The sequence below is a fragment of the Streptococcus viridans genome (assembly GCF_900636365.1).
In the GTDB taxonomy this organism is placed as follows: Bacteria; Bacillota; Bacilli; order Lactobacillales; family Streptococcaceae; genus Streptococcus; species Streptococcus viridans_A.
Window position 1 is genome coordinate 580,492 of record NZ_LR134266.1, and the last position, 15,464, is coordinate 595,955.

General features: G+C 38.3%; 26 protein-coding genes. All 26 read left to right on the plus strand.

Annotated elements, in window-relative coordinates; genetic code table 11:
- The first annotated feature begins 23 nt into the window (after positions 1 to 23).
- On the plus strand, positions 24 to 260 hold the full coding sequence (locus tag EL081_RS03165; RefSeq protein ID WP_000141913.1) for a DUF2829 domain-containing protein: 237 nt from the start codon (positions 24 to 26) through the stop codon (positions 258 to 260).
- Positions 253 to 951 carry a 3-oxoacyl-ACP reductase gene (locus EL081_RS03170; RefSeq protein ID WP_126403937.1) on the plus strand — a complete coding sequence of 233 codons (699 nt, stop codon included), beginning with the start codon at positions 253 to 255 and terminating at the stop codon, positions 949 to 951. Before EL081_RS03165 ends, EL081_RS03170 begins: the two co-directional genes overlap by 8 nt.
- A 423-nt stretch (positions 952 to 1,374) precedes the next feature.
- Positions 1,375 to 1,713, plus strand: coding sequence for a DUF7716 domain-containing protein (locus EL081_RS03175; RefSeq protein ID WP_126405030.1), 339 nt, complete (start codon positions 1,375 to 1,377; stop codon positions 1,711 to 1,713).
- 52 nt (positions 1,714 to 1,765) lie between these two features.
- On the plus strand, positions 1,766 to 2,155 hold the full coding sequence (locus EL081_RS03180; RefSeq protein WP_232011413.1) for a hypothetical protein: 390 nt from the start codon (positions 1,766 to 1,768) through the stop codon (positions 2,153 to 2,155).
- 43 nt (positions 2,156 to 2,198) lie between these two features.
- Complete coding sequence (locus EL081_RS03185) at positions 2,199 to 2,606, plus strand: hypothetical protein (RefSeq protein WP_126403938.1); 408 nt, start codon at positions 2,199 to 2,201, stop codon at positions 2,604 to 2,606.
- Positions 2,603 to 3,163, plus strand: coding sequence for an immunity protein (locus EL081_RS03190; protein WP_126403939.1), 561 nt, complete (start codon positions 2,603 to 2,605; stop codon positions 3,161 to 3,163). The genes EL081_RS03185 and EL081_RS03190 overlap by 4 nt, the downstream gene beginning before the upstream one ends.
- 19 nt (positions 3,164 to 3,182) lie before the next feature.
- The gene (locus EL081_RS03195; protein WP_431355025.1) at positions 3,183 to 3,701 is read left to right on the plus strand and encodes an Imm26 family immunity protein; all 519 of its coding nucleotides are present in this window, start codon (positions 3,183 to 3,185) and stop codon (positions 3,699 to 3,701) included.
- Between the two features lie 11 nt (positions 3,702 to 3,712).
- Positions 3,713 to 4,339: a hypothetical protein gene (locus EL081_RS03200; protein ID WP_126403941.1), complete on the plus strand. Its 627-nt coding sequence runs from the start codon at positions 3,713 to 3,715 to the stop codon at positions 4,337 to 4,339.
- Positions 4,340 to 4,413: 74 nt separating this feature from the next.
- Positions 4,414 to 4,803 carry an Imm50 family immunity protein gene (locus tag EL081_RS03205; protein WP_126403942.1) on the plus strand — a complete coding sequence of 130 codons (390 nt, stop codon included), beginning with the start codon at positions 4,414 to 4,416 and terminating at the stop codon, positions 4,801 to 4,803.
- A 422-nt stretch (positions 4,804 to 5,225) separates the two neighbouring features.
- Positions 5,226 to 5,774: a hypothetical protein gene (locus EL081_RS03210; protein WP_241968905.1), complete on the plus strand. Its 549-nt coding sequence runs from the start codon at positions 5,226 to 5,228 to the stop codon at positions 5,772 to 5,774.
- 13 nt (positions 5,775 to 5,787) lie between these two features.
- The gene (locus EL081_RS03215; protein WP_126403944.1) at positions 5,788 to 6,228 is read left to right on the plus strand and encodes a hypothetical protein; all 441 of its coding nucleotides are present in this window, start codon (positions 5,788 to 5,790) and stop codon (positions 6,226 to 6,228) included.
- Positions 6,229 to 6,325: 97 nt separating this feature from the next.
- Entirely contained in the window at positions 6,326 to 6,610 is a 285-nt protein-coding gene (locus EL081_RS03220) for a hypothetical protein (protein ID WP_126403945.1), read from the plus strand.
- Between the two features lie 54 nt (positions 6,611 to 6,664).
- Positions 6,665 to 7,228 carry a hypothetical protein gene (locus EL081_RS03225; RefSeq protein ID WP_126403946.1) on the plus strand — a complete coding sequence of 188 codons (564 nt, stop codon included), beginning with the start codon at positions 6,665 to 6,667 and terminating at the stop codon, positions 7,226 to 7,228.
- A 37-nt stretch (positions 7,229 to 7,265) separates the two neighbouring features.
- Positions 7,266 to 7,664 (plus strand): NTF2 fold immunity protein, encoded by a 399-nt coding sequence (locus tag EL081_RS03230; RefSeq protein ID WP_126403947.1) that lies wholly within the window; start codon positions 7,266 to 7,268, stop codon positions 7,662 to 7,664.
- Positions 7,665 to 7,752: 88 nt separating this feature from the next.
- Positions 7,753 to 8,682 carry a hypothetical protein gene (locus EL081_RS03235; RefSeq protein ID WP_126403948.1) on the plus strand — a complete coding sequence of 310 codons (930 nt, stop codon included), beginning with the start codon at positions 7,753 to 7,755 and terminating at the stop codon, positions 8,680 to 8,682.
- 89 nt (positions 8,683 to 8,771) lie between these two features.
- Positions 8,772 to 9,158: a hypothetical protein gene (locus tag EL081_RS03240; RefSeq protein WP_126403949.1), complete on the plus strand. Its 387-nt coding sequence runs from the start codon at positions 8,772 to 8,774 to the stop codon at positions 9,156 to 9,158.
- A gap of 57 nt (positions 9,159 to 9,215) precedes the next feature.
- Entirely contained in the window at positions 9,216 to 9,536 is a 321-nt protein-coding gene (locus tag EL081_RS03245; RefSeq protein ID WP_185946463.1) for a hypothetical protein, read from the plus strand.
- 51 nt (positions 9,537 to 9,587) lie between these two features.
- Entirely contained in the window at positions 9,588 to 10,142 is a 555-nt protein-coding gene (locus tag EL081_RS03250) for a DUF4304 domain-containing protein (protein WP_126403951.1), read from the plus strand.
- 152 nt (positions 10,143 to 10,294) lie between these two features.
- Entirely contained in the window at positions 10,295 to 10,654 is a 360-nt protein-coding gene (locus EL081_RS03255; RefSeq protein ID WP_126403952.1) for a hypothetical protein, read from the plus strand.
- Positions 10,655 to 10,718: 64 nt separating this feature from the next.
- Complete coding sequence (locus EL081_RS03260) at positions 10,719 to 11,306, plus strand: SMI1/KNR4 family protein (RefSeq protein ID WP_126403953.1); 588 nt, start codon at positions 10,719 to 10,721, stop codon at positions 11,304 to 11,306.
- Between the two features lie 23 nt (positions 11,307 to 11,329).
- Positions 11,330 to 11,881, plus strand: a complete 552-nt coding sequence (locus EL081_RS03265) for a hypothetical protein (protein ID WP_232011410.1) — start codon at positions 11,330 to 11,332, stop codon at positions 11,879 to 11,881.
- 59 nt (positions 11,882 to 11,940) lie between these two features.
- A complete protein-coding gene (locus tag EL081_RS03270) occupies positions 11,941 to 12,546 on the plus strand; it encodes a DUF6707 family protein (RefSeq protein ID WP_126403955.1) in 606 nt (201 codons plus the stop codon).
- Between the two features lie 40 nt (positions 12,547 to 12,586).
- Positions 12,587 to 13,066, plus strand: a complete 480-nt coding sequence (locus EL081_RS03275) for an NUDIX hydrolase (protein ID WP_126403956.1) — start codon at positions 12,587 to 12,589, stop codon at positions 13,064 to 13,066.
- A 7-nt stretch (positions 13,067 to 13,073) separates the two neighbouring features.
- Complete coding sequence (locus tag EL081_RS03280) at positions 13,074 to 13,802, plus strand: GNAT family N-acetyltransferase (protein WP_126403957.1); 729 nt, start codon at positions 13,074 to 13,076, stop codon at positions 13,800 to 13,802.
- A gap of 41 nt (positions 13,803 to 13,843) precedes the next feature.
- Positions 13,844 to 14,743, plus strand: coding sequence for a putative PEP-binding protein (locus EL081_RS03285; protein WP_126403958.1), 900 nt, complete (start codon positions 13,844 to 13,846; stop codon positions 14,741 to 14,743).
- A complete protein-coding gene (locus tag EL081_RS03290; protein ID WP_126403959.1) occupies positions 14,688 to 15,128 on the plus strand; it encodes an ASCH domain-containing protein in 441 nt (146 codons plus the stop codon). The genes EL081_RS03285 and EL081_RS03290 overlap by 56 nt, the downstream gene beginning before the upstream one ends.
- Positions 15,129 to 15,464: the final 336 nt, after the last annotated feature.

The window sequence follows — 15,464 nt, forward strand, 5'->3', positions numbered from 1 at the left end:
AGTATGAATCGAAGGAGAAGATGATGACATTTGAAGAAATCTTGCCTGGACTAAAGGCAAAAAAGAAATATGTGCGAACTGGTTGGGGCGGTGCTGAGAACTATGTCCAGCTTTTCGATACCATCGAGCAAAATGGGGTTGCCCTTGAAGTGACGCCTTATTTTCTCATTAACGTATCTGGTGAAGGCGAAGGCTTTTCCATGTGGAGTCCAACCCCTTGTGATGTCTTAGCGACAGACTGGGTGGAAGTTCATGACTAAAGGGGTCTTGATCACAGGCGTTAGCTCCGGGATTGGTCTGGCTCAAGCTCGACTCTTTTTAGAAAAGGGCTACCAAGTTTATGGGGTAGACCAGGGTGCTGATCCCCAGTTGCCAGGTGAGTTTCACTTCTTGCAGCGGGACTTGACCTTGGATTTGACGCCGATTTTTGACTGGTGTCCTAGGGTCGACATCTTGTGCAATACGGCAGGAGTATTGGATGACTACAAACCACTTCTTGAGCAAAGCGCTCAGGAAATTCAGGAGATCTTTGAGATCAACTATGTGACTCCGGTAGAGTTGACACGGTATTATCTGACTCAAATGTTGGAGAAGAAGCAAGGGATCATCATCAATATGTGCTCCATTGCTTCTAGCCTAGCAGGAGGTGGCGGTCACGCTTATACTTCCTCCAAGCATGCTCTAGCAGGCTTTACCAAACAGCTGGCCTTGGATTATGCAGAAGCTGGGATTCAGGTCTTTGGCATTGCTCCTGGAGCCGTCAAAACAGGCATGACTGCAGCGGACTTTGAACCAGGAGGCCTAGCAGACTGGGTGGCTAGTGAGACCCCTATTAAACGCTGGATAGAGCCAGAAGAAGTGGCAGAAGTCAGTCTCTTTTTAGCCAGTGGGAAGGCCTCTGCCATGCAGGGGCAAATTCTGACCATTGATGGTGGCTGGAGTTTGAAGTAGAGTTGAAGGAGACTGAGGAATCGAGTTGAAAAGAGCTCGTCGATTTACTCAGTCTTTTTTTTAAAAACTTTACTCATTCATTTTGGATTCAGGGGAATGCTGTCTTGCATACCCGGATGCTGGACAATCATCGAGCAGAGGTGAAGATCATTTCCGAAGAAGGGAGAGGAAGTCTCTTTCGTGTGACTTTCCCACAGATCCAGGACAAGACTTCTGTCTAAGACGGTTGATTGAGCGATCAGTATTGGTTGAAAAGGTAAAATAATAAAGTAAAATAATAAGGATAAAATGAGTCTAGTAAAACCGCTGGGCTCATTTTCTATTTTAGCTTTATGGAAAGGGAATCTTATGGTATGATAGCCTAAAAGGGACCTGTAATATGGAGGTCAAACTATGGAAAGAGAGACTCAAAAAGGAGACGAGATGCGGAAACACCAAGAATTTTCACTGGAGCAGATCATCGAACAGATGCGTGTGGACAAGTTATCATCAGATGATTTTTGCCTCTATGGCAAGGAGGATGGAGAACTAGCACTAGCTAGGTCCTATTGGGTATCAAATTATCCGGATGTCGTGGAAGACCGTGATATTTACCCTGCTGATGTAGTGGAGCAAGATCTCCAGCTAGTCTACTATGGAGAGCAGTTGATTGATGTTCTTTCGGTTGCACTTGAGGAAAAGCCAGATGCAAGTCTCCAAGACTTGGTTGATGCTTTGAATTATTATAATCAGCACGATAACTTTATGCCCTTTAATGATTAGCTAGGTTGATTAGAGAAATGGTATCTGATGACTGATAGCATAAGGAGAGAAAATGATGAGAGAATATAAATTTGATGTCCATAACGAGATGTTTGTATCGATTCCAGAGGAAAGAGAAAAGGTCTGCCTTGCTTTAAGTGATTCTTTAAAGGTTATCAATGAGGAGTTAACTCCGTCTTATAAAGCAAAACTCGATAATCTACTGGATCAATCATCAGTATGGTTTCCAAAAGCTTTGGAAAAAATTCAGGAGGAATTTCCAGAACTAGCGCACGCCAGACTCCTATCCATTTTTATCTTGTCTGAACAAAGGGATATAGACCTAATTTTTGGCTTGGAATTTGGACTGAGAGAGGACTCGGAGCATGGTAGAGGACTTAAATTCTCCCTCGATAGTTTTGAAATTTTAGAATATGGTATAGGCGAAGTAGCATACTACTAGTTGTAGTCGATAACAAGAGAAGCACTAGAAGATGGAGCAGGATATGGTTGAGAAAGAATGGCGTTTTTATTCATCAGAGGATGATAGGGAGTGGGTGATTTTATCAGATCGTGATAGAGCTGAAACAAAAGAGGATATCCACTCTGTTAATCAGAAAGAATCCGTCATGCGAATGTATCGAAGACCGGGGGACTTTATCTCGGTGTCTTTGCTGTCTGCTTCTTATGAGATAGACGATGTAACAGGGAAACTTGGACAAGAGCGAGATTTCTATTTAAAAATTGAATGCCTGCAAGATGGATGGGCCAGTATTAGTTCTCAAGTCTATAAAAAAGAGGAAGCAGTAACCTTAGCAAGCCTCTTTATGGGACTCAGAAAAGATGCGGCTATCAAGCTTTGGAAGTTAAAAAAATTGGGTGAAAAGAATCTAGGAGATCGGATAGAAAAATGACAGTTACTATTGATGAATTAGTCAAGGAGCAAGGCTTTTGTCTGGTATATACAGAGGAGAAACCATTTAGTCTGGATGATGTCCGTTTCAACCTTTTGGCATATTTAGAGGATTATTCTAAAATGGGATTTTCTTTTTTCAAAGTAGCTACTGATCTAGTAAAACTAAGGAAAGAGCAAGAGAGTTATAGGCTTTTTGGCCAGTGTTTTTTAGGTGCTTTTGTGATTGGAGAAGAGGAGCAAATCTTTTTACTTTGCAATCAAGAAGGAAGGGAAGTTTTTCAAGAATCGAGGGTTTATGTCAATTCTTCCTTACATACTTTTGTTTCCTCTTATTCGCTCTTTCTATCAAGCATCTTTCTTTTGAAAGCAAAGTTTTATGAGATTGAGCAAGATGAAGTCGAAGAGATTGCAGCAAACTTGAAGAATCAAGTACTTGCCTTAGAAGCTCCCCTTGAACAAGAATTGCCCTTCTGGGAGCACATGGCCTATTTGATAGAAGACGATGGAATCGTTCTAAGAGATGATCTCTTACATATCTTAAATAAAGAACAGTAGGAATAGAATTAAATTAATTATGGAGAAAAAATTGCCCCAGATAAAGATTCGTGAGTGGAATGAAAAGCCAAGAACAAAACTTCGATTTATTAAAATTGGTGATATTTTTTGCTATCAATTTTCGGAGGAAATGTTTGTATTTGGTCAAATCCTTGGAAAAGTGAATGTTGGTCATGTCATCCAATTTTTCGATATCTTTCAAGCAAGTCCTACTATAACAGTTGAGGAGCTAAGTCGTGCTCAATTTATAGGTAAGCCCATCATTATAGATTCCTACACCTTGTTTGATCGAAGTCCAGTATGGTCTTGGCAGATAATTGGTCACCAAGTGGATTTTGATTCAAGCCCTTTTAAGGATTTAGCCTTTAAATGGGGAGACCCAAATGGTCCTCAATTTGGGAAGGTCTGGCTAGATGGTAGGACAGAACCTAAGATTTTTTCTAGGGAAGAAGTTGAGGACCTAGACTGGGAAGCCTGTGTCGGAAGTATAGTTTATAACAGAATATTGGAAGAAGAATTGGACAAGCAAATGAAATAAAGGAGTTTGAGATGGACTATGTAGATGAGTTAATTTCAGGACGTACGCCTTTGGTAAAAAAAGCAGCGAAAAAAATTTTAAAGGGTAAATTAAAAGGATATGGACCATTTTTGCATCAAGCCTTGGAAGGCGAGATGGAAAAACCTAAATCATGGGAATCACAAATGTACTTGCTCTACGCCATAGCCGCAACGGATTGCACAGAGGAAATTCCCTATCTCAAGTCGTTGCTGCTGAGAGATATTCCAAACCCTGTAACCTACCGCTCTCTAGCAGTAGCGATTGCTTATCTAGAAAATTCAGAAACAGAGAACTTGTCTTTCGTTTATGAGTCCTTGGAATCGAATAATTTCTCGCAAGTTGCGGGTGCTTGTGCTGCTATTTATATGAAAAAGATAGCACTTAAAGATGATGATTTTAACAAAATTATGTCTTATGTAACTCAGCCTAAATATCTTGAGCATATTGGTCAAGTCACAAATCCATTTTTATTTATTTTAGCTGCATCTTATCTATATCCAGAACAGAATCGCCAGAAAATTGTAGACTTTTCCCGTCAGTTCGATATATCTATCGTTAAGGATATAATCAATGACGTTACAAAAGGAAAGGACGGCAGGAGGGTCAGTTTATTCTAAAATCTCCTTAAAGATCGAAACAATAACTCTTAAAAACAAGACTTTTATTCATTTTTAAAAAAGGAGTTCATATTGTGAAATGGTTTGAAAAAGCAGTGGGCAGGGAAAAGATTATTCATCTGTTTGATGGTGATTTGGAATTGAAGAATGTATTTCTTGATACTGTATTATGTTACGATTACAAATTAGATCTTGTCCTTTATTTATTTGATTTGCCAACGAATTTCCCTGAAAAGTGGCAGAAAAGTGCATTTAATGCTATAAAAATTAATTTAGAGTTTTTTAATTTAGATGAAATCCATTTTTATTCTAAGGGGATTCATAAGGTGAATGGTCAACTGAAACTGCTCTTTTTAGAAAAGAAGGTTGAATTCAATTTTATAAACCAAAATGATGTGATGTTATCAGGATCTTCTGACCTTATTAGAATTGCTGAGATTGGTCCTGTGAAGATTGATACTTAAAGATGTATTCCTAGCTTATTTGCGGAGATTCTGGATGATCAAACAATCCTCCATTGCTAGGAGGGACACCACGACTATGGGAAAATGGTCAAGAAAGGGAAATCTCTTTTGAGGAGAGTAAACAGTATGTATCCTAAAGGAGTTGGAATGCCTAACAGGTAGACAACCGAATCATTACATATTTAAAAAACTACAAACAACAGACCTTGACCTAAGGCTAAACCTTTCTACAAGAAAAAAACTACGAGACCACGAATATGAAGTTACAGTATTTTGAATTAGATAAGCCCTATGTGGAAAATCAACAGAGGATTGAGGAGCTGAAGGACTCAGCTACGCTAACTTACGAGGAAGCTAGAATTAAGGACTATCGACAGAATTGGAAAGACCTACGAAGAGCGTTCGTATATGAATCCAAATGTATGACCTCTATGGTAGAAAGGCTTTTCAAACCAGTTGTGAATACGGATTGTTGGAAAATCATCGTAGAATGTGTAGATACGATTAGCAATCCATCTATCATGAACCTACTTGGTGTCTATACTGTTCAGGTCTTATTTGATTTTTCTAGCTATAAAACCTTGAGTCCATTGGAACAGAAAAAGCTGCTCTTAGAGGCCTTGGTAAAAGGGGTAAAGCGCGTGTTTCAGGAGCTCTCCATTCCTTGCTCCTTGATAGAGGATGTAGTCAATGAAATAGAGAAAAACGATTACGAAAATAGCTGGGAGTGGAAAAGGAAGAAGATCCAATCCACGATCTTTTCCATTCAAGTGGAGCATCAGCTTGATAAGGTGGATTTGTTTTGGAAGATAGAGCACAAGGACAAGAGCATCCGTCAGTTGATTCAAACCTACCCTGCTCACGAGATGGATTATGGGGCTAAGCTTGGTAGACTGGAAGTGAAAGGGAACTTCCTTTATCTGTTGGATAAACAGAATGAGGTTGTGAGTAGAATTTCTGTTTTAGAATGATGGAGCAAGAACAATGAGTGACGTAAAAAAGAAATTATCCTTATTAAAAGTTGAAAGACGAATCAAGAATTTGAAGGGAATAAAGGATGTTCATTTTCTGACCGATAAAACTAAAGAAATTGATTGGTATGCTGGGGAGTTGAATCCTATAGACTCTCCGATTCCTTGCCTTTATGAGTTTCCTGCCGACCTTACTACTAAAGATCTAAGTAGGTCAATTCAAAGTCTAGTTGGCAATAGCAGTCGGTTTATCCTAGTTTTTTGGGAGTTTTCACCAGTTTACGTCTTGTTTCAAATGGAGTCTTTGGATGACTTTTTGCCCTCTTATTCTACTGAATTTTCTACCAGAGACCTGACACTTTTCTTTCAAGACCAGGAAAAAGTACTGGATCTCCATTTAGCGGAGGATAAAGTAGAAGTGAGAGTCTTGGAGAATAAGGCTAAGAACCGGTAGATTCTATAAATTGAAAATGAACATAGAATTAGTCGATGAAAGAGGCAAAGAGGAAAGAATGCCATTCTTGGAGAGACAAATGGTAAAGGTGGTTCTAATGTGTGAAAAAGAATATTATTATTATGGCAATAGTGAGTTTATGACAGGCCTAGGAGTTATTTATACAGAGTTTACTGGTCAGCGTGCAAGTCGACAAATTAACGTTTTGAATGGGCACTCTTATGCTTCCTCTTGCCTACAGGATTATGTTCCAGAAGTAGGGTTTCTACTCTATGATGGTCGAAAAGATGAGTTGGATTTATCAGACTCCATCAAGATTAGTCAAGAGGAATTTGAACGAATTTGGGCTCAGACTGTCGCTAGCGGTCAGAATGATGCGTAATTGTCAGTTGAAAATAGCCAAATATAATCCAAAAAATGTGAGAGGAATCCAATAATGATACTCAATTTGTTGAAGGAATTCGTAGAAGTCTATCATAGAAACAAGGGCTTAGGAGAGCTTGTATTTACTAGTGACTGTCTTCATGTCGAAAAGCCAGATTTGTCTGGTCAACTAAAAGACTTTTACCAGCATTTAGACTTTGATGAAGAAGCTTATTTTAGAGGAGCTCCCTATGATCTTGCTCTAATTCCTCTCCCTCTATGTGAAGCTGCATCAGAAGGATGGCAGGATCCTAGCTGGAAAGAGAGTTATGTGATTTTTGCCCACATGATGGGCGATGAGCCAATCTTTTGTGATCTAACTAGCGAGCTTAGTCCTGTATTTGGCAAGATTCCTGGGAATTCCAAGCTCTATAGCTTAAGCCCCTCTTTATCTACTTTCTTGTTTACCTATAGTCAGATGAAAAAGCTAGAAATCACCAAGTTTGAGAATAGCATCTACATTGATGAGGACTTGTCGGACTATAAAGAAGGTTTTTTAACAGGAATCAATGCTATTATCGAGGAGCAACTTCCTGAAGACTATCGAAATGATTTTATAGCATTTATGTTGGGCTGATGATAAAAACCGAAGAATGGGAAAAGTAGGAGGAAATATGAGCCATATGAATCTAGCAAAAGAAACCTTACTCCAGTTTATGCAGGCTATGTATTCTTGGGAGAAAAAGGCCACTAGGAGCCTAAGAAACCAAGCCGATAAAGAGATGTTGAAGGATGAATTAGCTACGATTTTTGACCAGTTTTGTAGATCTAAAAAAACACTCAGAGCAAGGGAAGTATCTTTATCCGTCCGGTTTCCGTTCGACTATAAATTAGAAACACATCCCATCGTTGATGAAGAGCATGACGGGAATCAAGCTTATTTCTACATCAAGGAGAATCGTTCTGGTATAGAAACTCTCTATCGTTTTCAAATGGTGTTTCAAACGGGGAAATGGTGGATTGATAAGAAAGAATGGCTTGATGATGGGAAGTGGATCAACTCTTCCTTGTGAAATACTGGATAGTATAGGAATGCAGGAAGAGATGTACTTCAAAAAACAGTGGTAGTTAAGTGTAAGAAATGAAATTTTAGAGGTCAATATGAATAAAACACTTTCAAATCAAAAAAGAAAATTAACAACCATTAAAAATCAAGTACTAAAGGCGAGAGATTTTCACTTAGAGGCAGAAAACCTATCTAATACTGAAGCCATTTTAACAGCTCTAAAATCAGATAAGAAAAGCGTTCAAGTTAACTACGAAGAAAATGGTGAGATAAGATCATACCTGTATGATCATGTAGATATGATTGATTCTATAAGTCCGTATCCTCTAGTCTCTAATTTTATAGAAAGTAAAATACCTGAAAACTACCAGTTATTATTGAACGGCTGTTTTTGTTCTGTTATGGCTGATATGGCTTCTGCTAAATATTTAGCTAAAGGTGGCTCAAACTTTGATACAGATATTTGTTTGAATATCTTATTTGCCCTTGCCTATTTAGATGATACTTATGTAGAGTTTTTAATTGATAAATTAGTGTATTTTAAAGAAGCTCAAGTTGAAAAAGGGAAGCAACCTATTTTCTTTTCATCCAGTAGTTTATTGCCTTTAGTCGTTTTTCTTTATGGAAATGGGGAGGGTGATCGACTTGCTAGCTTACTGGAGAATGCTTGTGATGCCAAATATAAACCATTGGACTCTAATCCTTATCATAATGTGAATGATACCTATAAACAGGTTATGGAAACTATTTTTTCAGAGGATATGGATGTTTTTAGAGAAACAATTTTATCCATGTGTGACTATCATTTAGCGAACACCAAAGACAGTCATTTAGTTGAATTCAATACCTTACTATGGCAATATTCCCCAATTGAAATCATAGTTTTATTAAAAGAACGTCAGAAAAGAGGGCTCTCAATCGACGGTATTAGCCATCCCTTGCTTGATGACTTTTTACCCTATTTCATGGATGACTTTCAGATATCCGAGCAAAACAAGATGATTCTAGGAACAATTTTAGAATAGTTGGGTAGAATTAGAATAGATGGAAAATGTCAATATCCCGTAGAATCGAATGTCGTTGTAGGGAAAAGACTGCAAAGAGGGGGAAACACGTGAATCTAGAAGCTATAAAATTTGATGATGATCTTGAAATGAGCGTTTTTATACCAGAGCAAGAAGATTCTATTCGCCTGGTTCTATCGGATGAGCTAGCTTTAGCAGATGAAGTAATGGCCAATGACTACAAAGAAAAAATCGTTCATATGCTTGGGTCATCTGCTTATTGGTATGAGTTAGCTGAAAAACGAATCTTTTCGGAACTATCCATGATGGGGCAGTTAATGGCGATTTATCTGCTCTCCGAACAGACGTCATCCGATTTTATTTTTGGCTTATTATATAGAGTGGACGCTGAAGTAGAGCATGGAAGAGGAATGAAGATCTCACTTGAAGAGATGACCATCATTGAGTACGGCGATGCTGAGAGAGCATTTTGTTAGATTAGAAGTCTAACGAATTGCGAATACTCCTCTCGTTCATATTAAAGGAGAATGAAGATGAAAAAGACTTACTTTGTTTATCGAGATAGTGGAGCGATAGAAAGGCAAAGTGATGGAGTTGAATTCTGTAAAATACCGGAGTTTTGTGATGATCAGATCTATTTTTATTGCGATGAATATATGCTCTTTTGGACTTCCATTGATGATGTAGGGGATATAGAGAAGGCTAGGGATTTTAAATTAAAAGACAACATAGTACCAGCAAGGCTAGAAGAGATTAGTGATGAAGGATTGATTGGCTACATAGATACAGTGAAACAATACAATATTGAGAATGGTAAAGTTGTGGGGATAACCTATATCCATTTAGATTCCTAGGAAATTGCACTGAGGAACTCCCCATATCCTGTTAGAAATAGAGGTAATAAAATGAAAGAGGCCAAAGAACTCTTCGTGAAAAATGGCTTTTCGCGACTAAAGCGAACCAATAACTATTATAAAATCAATCATGATTTTTTCACGGTCATCTATTTTCAACGAAAATCAAATGGGACTGCCTATTTCGTTAATATTGGCATTCATCCCCTCTTTCTGGAATCGGGACAGTTAGAAGAAGTGGATTGTGCTCTAAGGACTCGATTAGGTTCTATCGATAATAGAAATGGCATGGATCAAGCTGAATTGGAAAAGGCTGTTCAAGAGGCTATCGATTTTACTACTCAGTATTCATCGTATCCTACCGTATTTTCGAGCATAAATCCCGAGAAGGATCTTGAGAAGGATGGGTTGCTAAAAGATTTCTCTATCACCAAAGTGAACTTATGCAGATTGTATGTTGAGTATTATGATACCATTGATTCTAAGAAACTGGCTTTAGATTTCGCAAACTATGGCTTATCCATTACACCTAAGATTGCCTCTGTACCTAAAAACTTCTTTAAAACCTATATTCGTTCGGGAGAAATAGTCAAAACTACTTATTAGGGTGGAATGAAAGTTCTGATTGACTGATAAACATCCTGACGAAAGGAATCGGTAGGAGAAAATGTATACATCTTAATGAACAAATCTAAGACCTTTATAATAATCTAGAGCTGGCATTCTATGTCAATCTTGTACCAAAAAGGAAATAAGAAATGAAAAACTATTTACTGGACGAAAGGATATTTCAGTATCCTGAATCGTTTAAAAAATTGATCGAACTTAATTTAGTTGATTTTGATTGTTGGTATCTGTTGGATTCAGAATGGGCTCTGTCTTTGTACAAGGGATTGCAGGAAAGGTACCCAAGCAGAAAGTTGATTCCATTTGCTAAAAGAGGAGATTGTGATGATACAGCTTGTTTTGAAATAGGAAAGGGCAATAATGTCCAACTCATTCATGACTTTGCTGCCGAAGGATGGGAGCAACGAAAAGAGTTTAATGACTTTTGGGAATGGGTAGAATATGCGGTCAAATGCATGATAGAGTACAATAAAGAGGATGGGATTGAATAATCGCAAGCTCTTTTCTAGGGACGAAGGAACTCGTCTCTAATGATTTACAAGGCAAGGAGAACAAATGGAAACGATCAGCCAATTATTAAATGAGATTGAAAAATGTCTCCAACAGCTAGATCATTCTTGTTTAGACTTTCTAAATCCGGGAATATCTTCTCAACAGATTCAAGAATTGTTTGAGGAAATCCCATTGCAGCCAACCCAGGACTTGCGTGCTCTTTATACTTGGAGAAACGGTTCAGAAGATAGTGAGGGGATCACACTCGGTGAGCTGGCATTTTTTCCTGGTTTCTATTTGATGTCTCTGGAAGAGAGTATCCAGACCTACTTAGAACTAAGAGAAACGGATGCTTGGGGCAAGTCTTGGTTCCCAATTTTTGCCAGTGGAGGAGGAGATTTTTATGCCATGAACTTGGCTCCAGAAGCTCAGGGACAAATTCTTGGTTTTTATGTATTTGAAGAGGAGGCTCAGGTCGAATACCGGTCATTAGAATCTATGCTCATAGCTCTTAAAAACTGTTATGAACAAGGTATTATTTTCCGGAATGAACAAGGTTACTTGGATATGGATTATAGGAAGCATGCTGAGATAGCGCATGACATAAATCCAGAGGTAAAGATATGGATTGAATTCTTAAAAGAGACGTAAGAGGAATGACCAAGGATAGAAAAATGGCAGTAGTGACTGTATTAAAAAAGATCATTAGACTCTATGAGGAAACAACGTTTATTCCCCAACCAGTGAGTTTTTCAAACGAAAAATTAAGGATTCAGTCCTCAGATTTGACAGGAGAATTACTTGATTATTATCAACATATAGTGTTCAATGAGGATTTATTTTTTGCTAATCAAACTTTTAATATCATTTTATTGGCATTAGATTCTCCTGCAAGGACAGTCGAATGTTGGGCCTTACAAGATATTCTTCAGTTTAGTGAAGGACAATACCAGATATTCGCTACTACAGATACAGATGATATTCTTTTCTGTGATATGAAAGATGACAGTTCTCCAGTTTACGCGGGCAGTCCTGGAGATCCTAATTTCTACAAACTCAGCGAAAGTTTGACGGAGTTTTTGGAGTTTTATTTCGCTTTTTCAAATTTTTGGGGCCAAAGAGAAGATGTCCCACAGGAGGAATATATTGTAGGGACAGGTGACTTGATAGAGCGCTACCTTTCCCCAGACGTCCAAGCTACAGCGAAAGAATATCTACTTCGGTAAGATTGACCTGAGAAAAGCATTTCTCAGTAACAAAAAGTGAATTGGATAGGAGAAAAGAAATGAATGTGAAAGAACTAATCGAAGAGGTTGAAAATGATGTCGAGTTAGTCTCGTATTTAAACTGGATCCCTAAAAAGAATAAGAAGACCCAAGCTAGCTATCTCGAATCACTGAATCGTCTGGCCTATTTACTTTATCTGGATGGTCAAGAGGAAATGGCTAAGGAATTATTAGATCGTATCATACAAGTCCCATTTGAAGGGAATTATAACACCTGGACCTTTGTTGATAGCGCTCTGGTTTTATTGGCTTATCTGGAAAGAGAGGCAGAAAATCAGGTACTCATCTATAAAAAACTCCTTTTATCTCCATTAGAACAAGGGGAGGAATCCACTCAAAACATAAGAAGGAGAGTTCATCAGAGATTTTTGAATGGTGATAGCTTGGAGCAAAAGCTTGCAAAAATCGAGCAGGCTTCAAGTCCTGAATCGGAAATGGAACGCCGTTTGCTATACTTGACAGATTTATTGAAGATTCACCTTTTTATTGCTGAGTCAACGTTTGAAGAGACAGATATCCAGACAAAAATCGAAGAGAATATGGAGATACTGAAGAAGTATATCAAGGAGCATGAAATCTATAGCCTCTTTCCTTTTAAGGGATAAGGTAAGTTATCGATCTTGGACTTTTAGAAAAGAGTAGAATATGGCAATCAAAAAACACTTTGGGGTATACGGCATTTGCTATGAGAATGGGAAACTTCTCTGTATTGAAAAAACAAGAGGCCCCTATCAGCATCGTTTTGACCTACCAGGTGGTAGCCAGGAACTCGGTGAGGGGTTGACGGAAACCCTCAAGAGAGAAGTTCTGGAGGAGACAGGATATACAATTAACAGTTACTCAAATCCTAGGGTTTATGACGTGCTGGTTCAAGAAGAAGGGCAAGACTTCGCTGTACATCATATCATGGTCTTTTATGATATCGAACTCGATTTCGAAGGCTCTCAAAAATCCCTTCCTCATGAAGTTCTTGATGGAAGTAATGATTCAGCAAATGTCATTTGGCTGAATTTGGAAGAAATTACCGAAGAAAATGCCTCGCCTTTAGTATTAAAAGTGAAGGCAGAGTTACGAGGATTTCCTGAATTAGAACGGACAAGCTATAAGAATTGGAAGGTAAAATAGAGGGATAATGGAACTATTTAAAACATGGAAGAAATATATGGTTCTCTATGGTCTTAAATCTCAAATCGGGACTGTTTATCGAAACAGTGATAGGACAACGAGCTTTTATGATATTGGGAATTTTCTATACCTAGCAGGGGAGTTGGATTCCAGATTTTGGGAAGATTTTGTTAGGCAATATGGTTTAGATTTTAAGATTATTATTTCAGAAGACACTAAGTGGCAAGATTTTCTGCATCAGAAAGTGGAGCTAATTTCTTTTACTCGCTATTCTTTTAAAGATAAGGCAAATTTTCAAGTTGAATTTCTAAATGATCTAGTTAGTCAGTTAGAGAAAGGTTACAATATTGTGCCTATTGATAATCGTATTTATAACTGCCTTTCTGAGGAAGAATGGTCACAAGATTTACAGGGGGATTTTGAGTCCTACCAGGATTTTGCTTTAAAAGGTGGATTTGGCTTTGTGATTCTTAAAAATAATGAAGTGATTGCTGGGATTTCCTCAGGGTTAGTTTACCAAGGAGCAGTTGAAGTGGAAGTTGCAACTAGACCAAACGAACAAGGAAATGGATTTGCTAAAAAGCTTGGTGCTGCAATGATTCTAGAGAGTTTAAATAGAGATATGTTTCCACTTTGGGATGCTCATAACGAGGCTTCCAAAAAAGTAGCAGAATTTTTAGGATATGAGTTAGTTGAACCTTATGAAGCTTTTGAACTAGAGGAAAGTGTCGTATAATGATATCTGATAGTGTATCTTTTAAGACGAGGTGAATGAACATGCAAAATCAACTAGCTCTTAGTGGCGAAAAAATTGTTGAAAAAGTTTATCCCCATTTATTGCACCACGTCGGCTTGATTCGTGGGGAATACTTGTTGAGAGAACTCAATCAAAACATCCTGTTACCAAGTTGTCAGCAATTTGTGAAAGATTATCTAGACACTATTTGCCATCTATACTCAGATGAAGAAGTCTGGTATCGCTTTTCAGAGTTAACAAATGCAGAAGCAAATAGTCTAGACTGGACTAAAGAGTATTTTGATGAACGCCACCCCTTATTTGGATATAGAGGGACTAGGCGTTTATTGGCGTGTCCAGATGAATTTCAGGCTGAGGGTCATGTCGTTACAGAAATTTATCAAACTAATCCCAATCTGTCTGTTATTTTTCCTTTTGTGAATGATGCTGAACAGTTAAAACAAGCTATTAGAGTATTGCGCCAGCATGGTTTTACTGGAAAAGTTGGAACAATGATTGAATTACCGTCAGCGTATTTTGACTTAGACAGGATACTGGAAACGGGCATTTCAAAGATTGTAGTTGGAATGAATGATTTAACTTCTTTTATTTTTGCGACTGTGAGAAACAGTCAATGGCATGATATGGAAAGTCCAATTATGTTAGATATGTTGAGACAGATGCAGGATAAAGCAAGGAAGAACAAGATTGATTTTGCTGTAGCAGGCTATCTGAATACTTCTTTCATACAAAAAATGAATCAGATGGGTATCGAATGTATTCTCCATTACAGCTCTATTCCAGAGATTTTTGATTTAGAAATTGACCATCCAGACCATCTTAAACGTATAAAAGAAGAAAGTAAAAAATTACAAAGGAGAACCCATGACACCGCAAGAAATGTGGAATGCCTACAAGAAAATCAATCCCTCTATCAGTGATGAGATAGACGCCTGGGCTTTTGGAGTAAAGGCAGATCTCTTGGCTGACTTGGTTCTAAGAGGCGAAAAAACAGCAACAGCCTCAGCTTACGACCTCTACGCAGTAGAGGACGAACCCCTTCCACAAGAAGGGACTTTCGATATCATTTTAGATAGCCAAGATCAGGCTATCTGCATTGTCGAAATTACCAAGGTTTCTGTTCAGCCCTTCCATCAAGTGTCTGCTGACCATGCCTTCAAGGAAGGTGAAGGAGACAAATCTCTGACCTATTGGCGTCAGGTTCATGAGGAGTTTTTCACGGAGTGGCTGGAGGAAGCAGGTCTGACGTTTAAACCTGACAGCAAGGTGGTTTTAGAAGAATTTCGCAAGGTTTATCCATTATAGAACGAGGCTGGGCAAAAACTGTCCAGCCTTCGATGTTTAATAGGAATAACTGTATGACGCAGTGGTTGAATGCTCAAAGCACTGCTTTTAGGTGGTGGATAGGACTTGCGAAGCAAGGTTCCTAAGTATTTGTTCGCTACTTAGCTCCAAAGATGACCTCTGAAGATGGAAAACCATGTTTTCTTTATCTGCAACCTCCAACAGTCTCCCAGACTGTTGGAGCTGTGCGGGGGTGGGAAAATTGAAAAGGTTTGGGAACCTTTTCAACTTTTGTTTAATTAGTCGAAGTTCTTTCCCACTCCCTTTGGTTCGGATCTAATTTTCCAAAAGGGCTAA

Excerpts from the sequence above, each read along its gene's own strand:
- EL081_RS03285 (WP_126403958.1), top strand. The coding sequence starts at position 13,844 with ATGCAAAATCAACTAGCTCTTAGTGGCGAAAAAATTGTTGAAAAAGTT.
- EL081_RS03190 (WP_126403939.1), top strand. The coding sequence starts at position 2,603 with ATGACAGTTACTATTGATGAATTAGTCAAGGAGCAAGGCTTTTGTCTG.
- EL081_RS03180 (WP_232011413.1), top strand. The coding sequence starts at position 1,766 with ATGATGAGAGAATATAAATTTGATGTCCATAACGAGATGTTTGTATCG.
- EL081_RS03265 (WP_232011410.1), top strand. The coding sequence starts at position 11,330 with ATGGCAGTAGTGACTGTATTAAAAAAGATCATTAGACTCTATGAGGAA.
- EL081_RS03290 (WP_126403959.1), top strand. The coding sequence starts at position 14,688 with ATGACACCGCAAGAAATGTGGAATGCCTACAAGAAAATCAATCCCTCT.
- EL081_RS03230 (WP_126403947.1), top strand. The coding sequence starts at position 7,266 with ATGAGCCATATGAATCTAGCAAAAGAAACCTTACTCCAGTTTATGCAG.
- EL081_RS03250 (WP_126403951.1), top strand. The coding sequence starts at position 9,588 with ATGAAAGAGGCCAAAGAACTCTTCGTGAAAAATGGCTTTTCGCGACTA.
- EL081_RS03210 (WP_241968905.1), top strand. The coding sequence starts at position 5,226 with ATGACCTCTATGGTAGAAAGGCTTTTCAAACCAGTTGTGAATACGGAT.
- EL081_RS03215 (WP_126403944.1), top strand. The coding sequence starts at position 5,788 with ATGAGTGACGTAAAAAAGAAATTATCCTTATTAAAAGTTGAAAGACGA.
- EL081_RS03275 (WP_126403956.1), top strand. The coding sequence starts at position 12,587 with ATGGCAATCAAAAAACACTTTGGGGTATACGGCATTTGCTATGAGAAT.
- EL081_RS03165 (WP_000141913.1), top strand. The coding sequence starts at position 24 with ATGACATTTGAAGAAATCTTGCCTGGACTAAAGGCAAAAAAGAAATAT.
- EL081_RS03170 (WP_126403937.1), top strand. The coding sequence starts at position 253 with ATGACTAAAGGGGTCTTGATCACAGGCGTTAGCTCCGGGATTGGTCTG.
- EL081_RS03220 (WP_126403945.1), top strand. The coding sequence starts at position 6,326 with ATGTGTGAAAAAGAATATTATTATTATGGCAATAGTGAGTTTATGACA.
- EL081_RS03260 (WP_126403953.1), top strand. The coding sequence starts at position 10,719 with ATGGAAACGATCAGCCAATTATTAAATGAGATTGAAAAATGTCTCCAA.
- EL081_RS03255 (WP_126403952.1), top strand. The coding sequence starts at position 10,295 with ATGAAAAACTATTTACTGGACGAAAGGATATTTCAGTATCCTGAATCG.
- EL081_RS03195 (WP_431355025.1), top strand. The coding sequence starts at position 3,183 with ATGGAGAAAAAATTGCCCCAGATAAAGATTCGTGAGTGGAATGAAAAG.
- EL081_RS03185 (WP_126403938.1), top strand. The coding sequence starts at position 2,199 with ATGGTTGAGAAAGAATGGCGTTTTTATTCATCAGAGGATGATAGGGAG.
- EL081_RS03235 (WP_126403948.1), top strand. The coding sequence starts at position 7,753 with ATGAATAAAACACTTTCAAATCAAAAAAGAAAATTAACAACCATTAAA.
- EL081_RS03270 (WP_126403955.1), top strand. The coding sequence starts at position 11,941 with ATGAATGTGAAAGAACTAATCGAAGAGGTTGAAAATGATGTCGAGTTA.
- EL081_RS03225 (WP_126403946.1), top strand. The coding sequence starts at position 6,665 with ATGATACTCAATTTGTTGAAGGAATTCGTAGAAGTCTATCATAGAAAC.
- EL081_RS03175 (WP_126405030.1), top strand. The coding sequence starts at position 1,375 with ATGCGGAAACACCAAGAATTTTCACTGGAGCAGATCATCGAACAGATG.
- EL081_RS03245 (WP_185946463.1), top strand. The coding sequence starts at position 9,216 with ATGAAAAAGACTTACTTTGTTTATCGAGATAGTGGAGCGATAGAAAGG.
- EL081_RS03200 (WP_126403941.1), top strand. The coding sequence starts at position 3,713 with ATGGACTATGTAGATGAGTTAATTTCAGGACGTACGCCTTTGGTAAAA.
- EL081_RS03280 (WP_126403957.1), top strand. The coding sequence starts at position 13,074 with ATGGAACTATTTAAAACATGGAAGAAATATATGGTTCTCTATGGTCTT.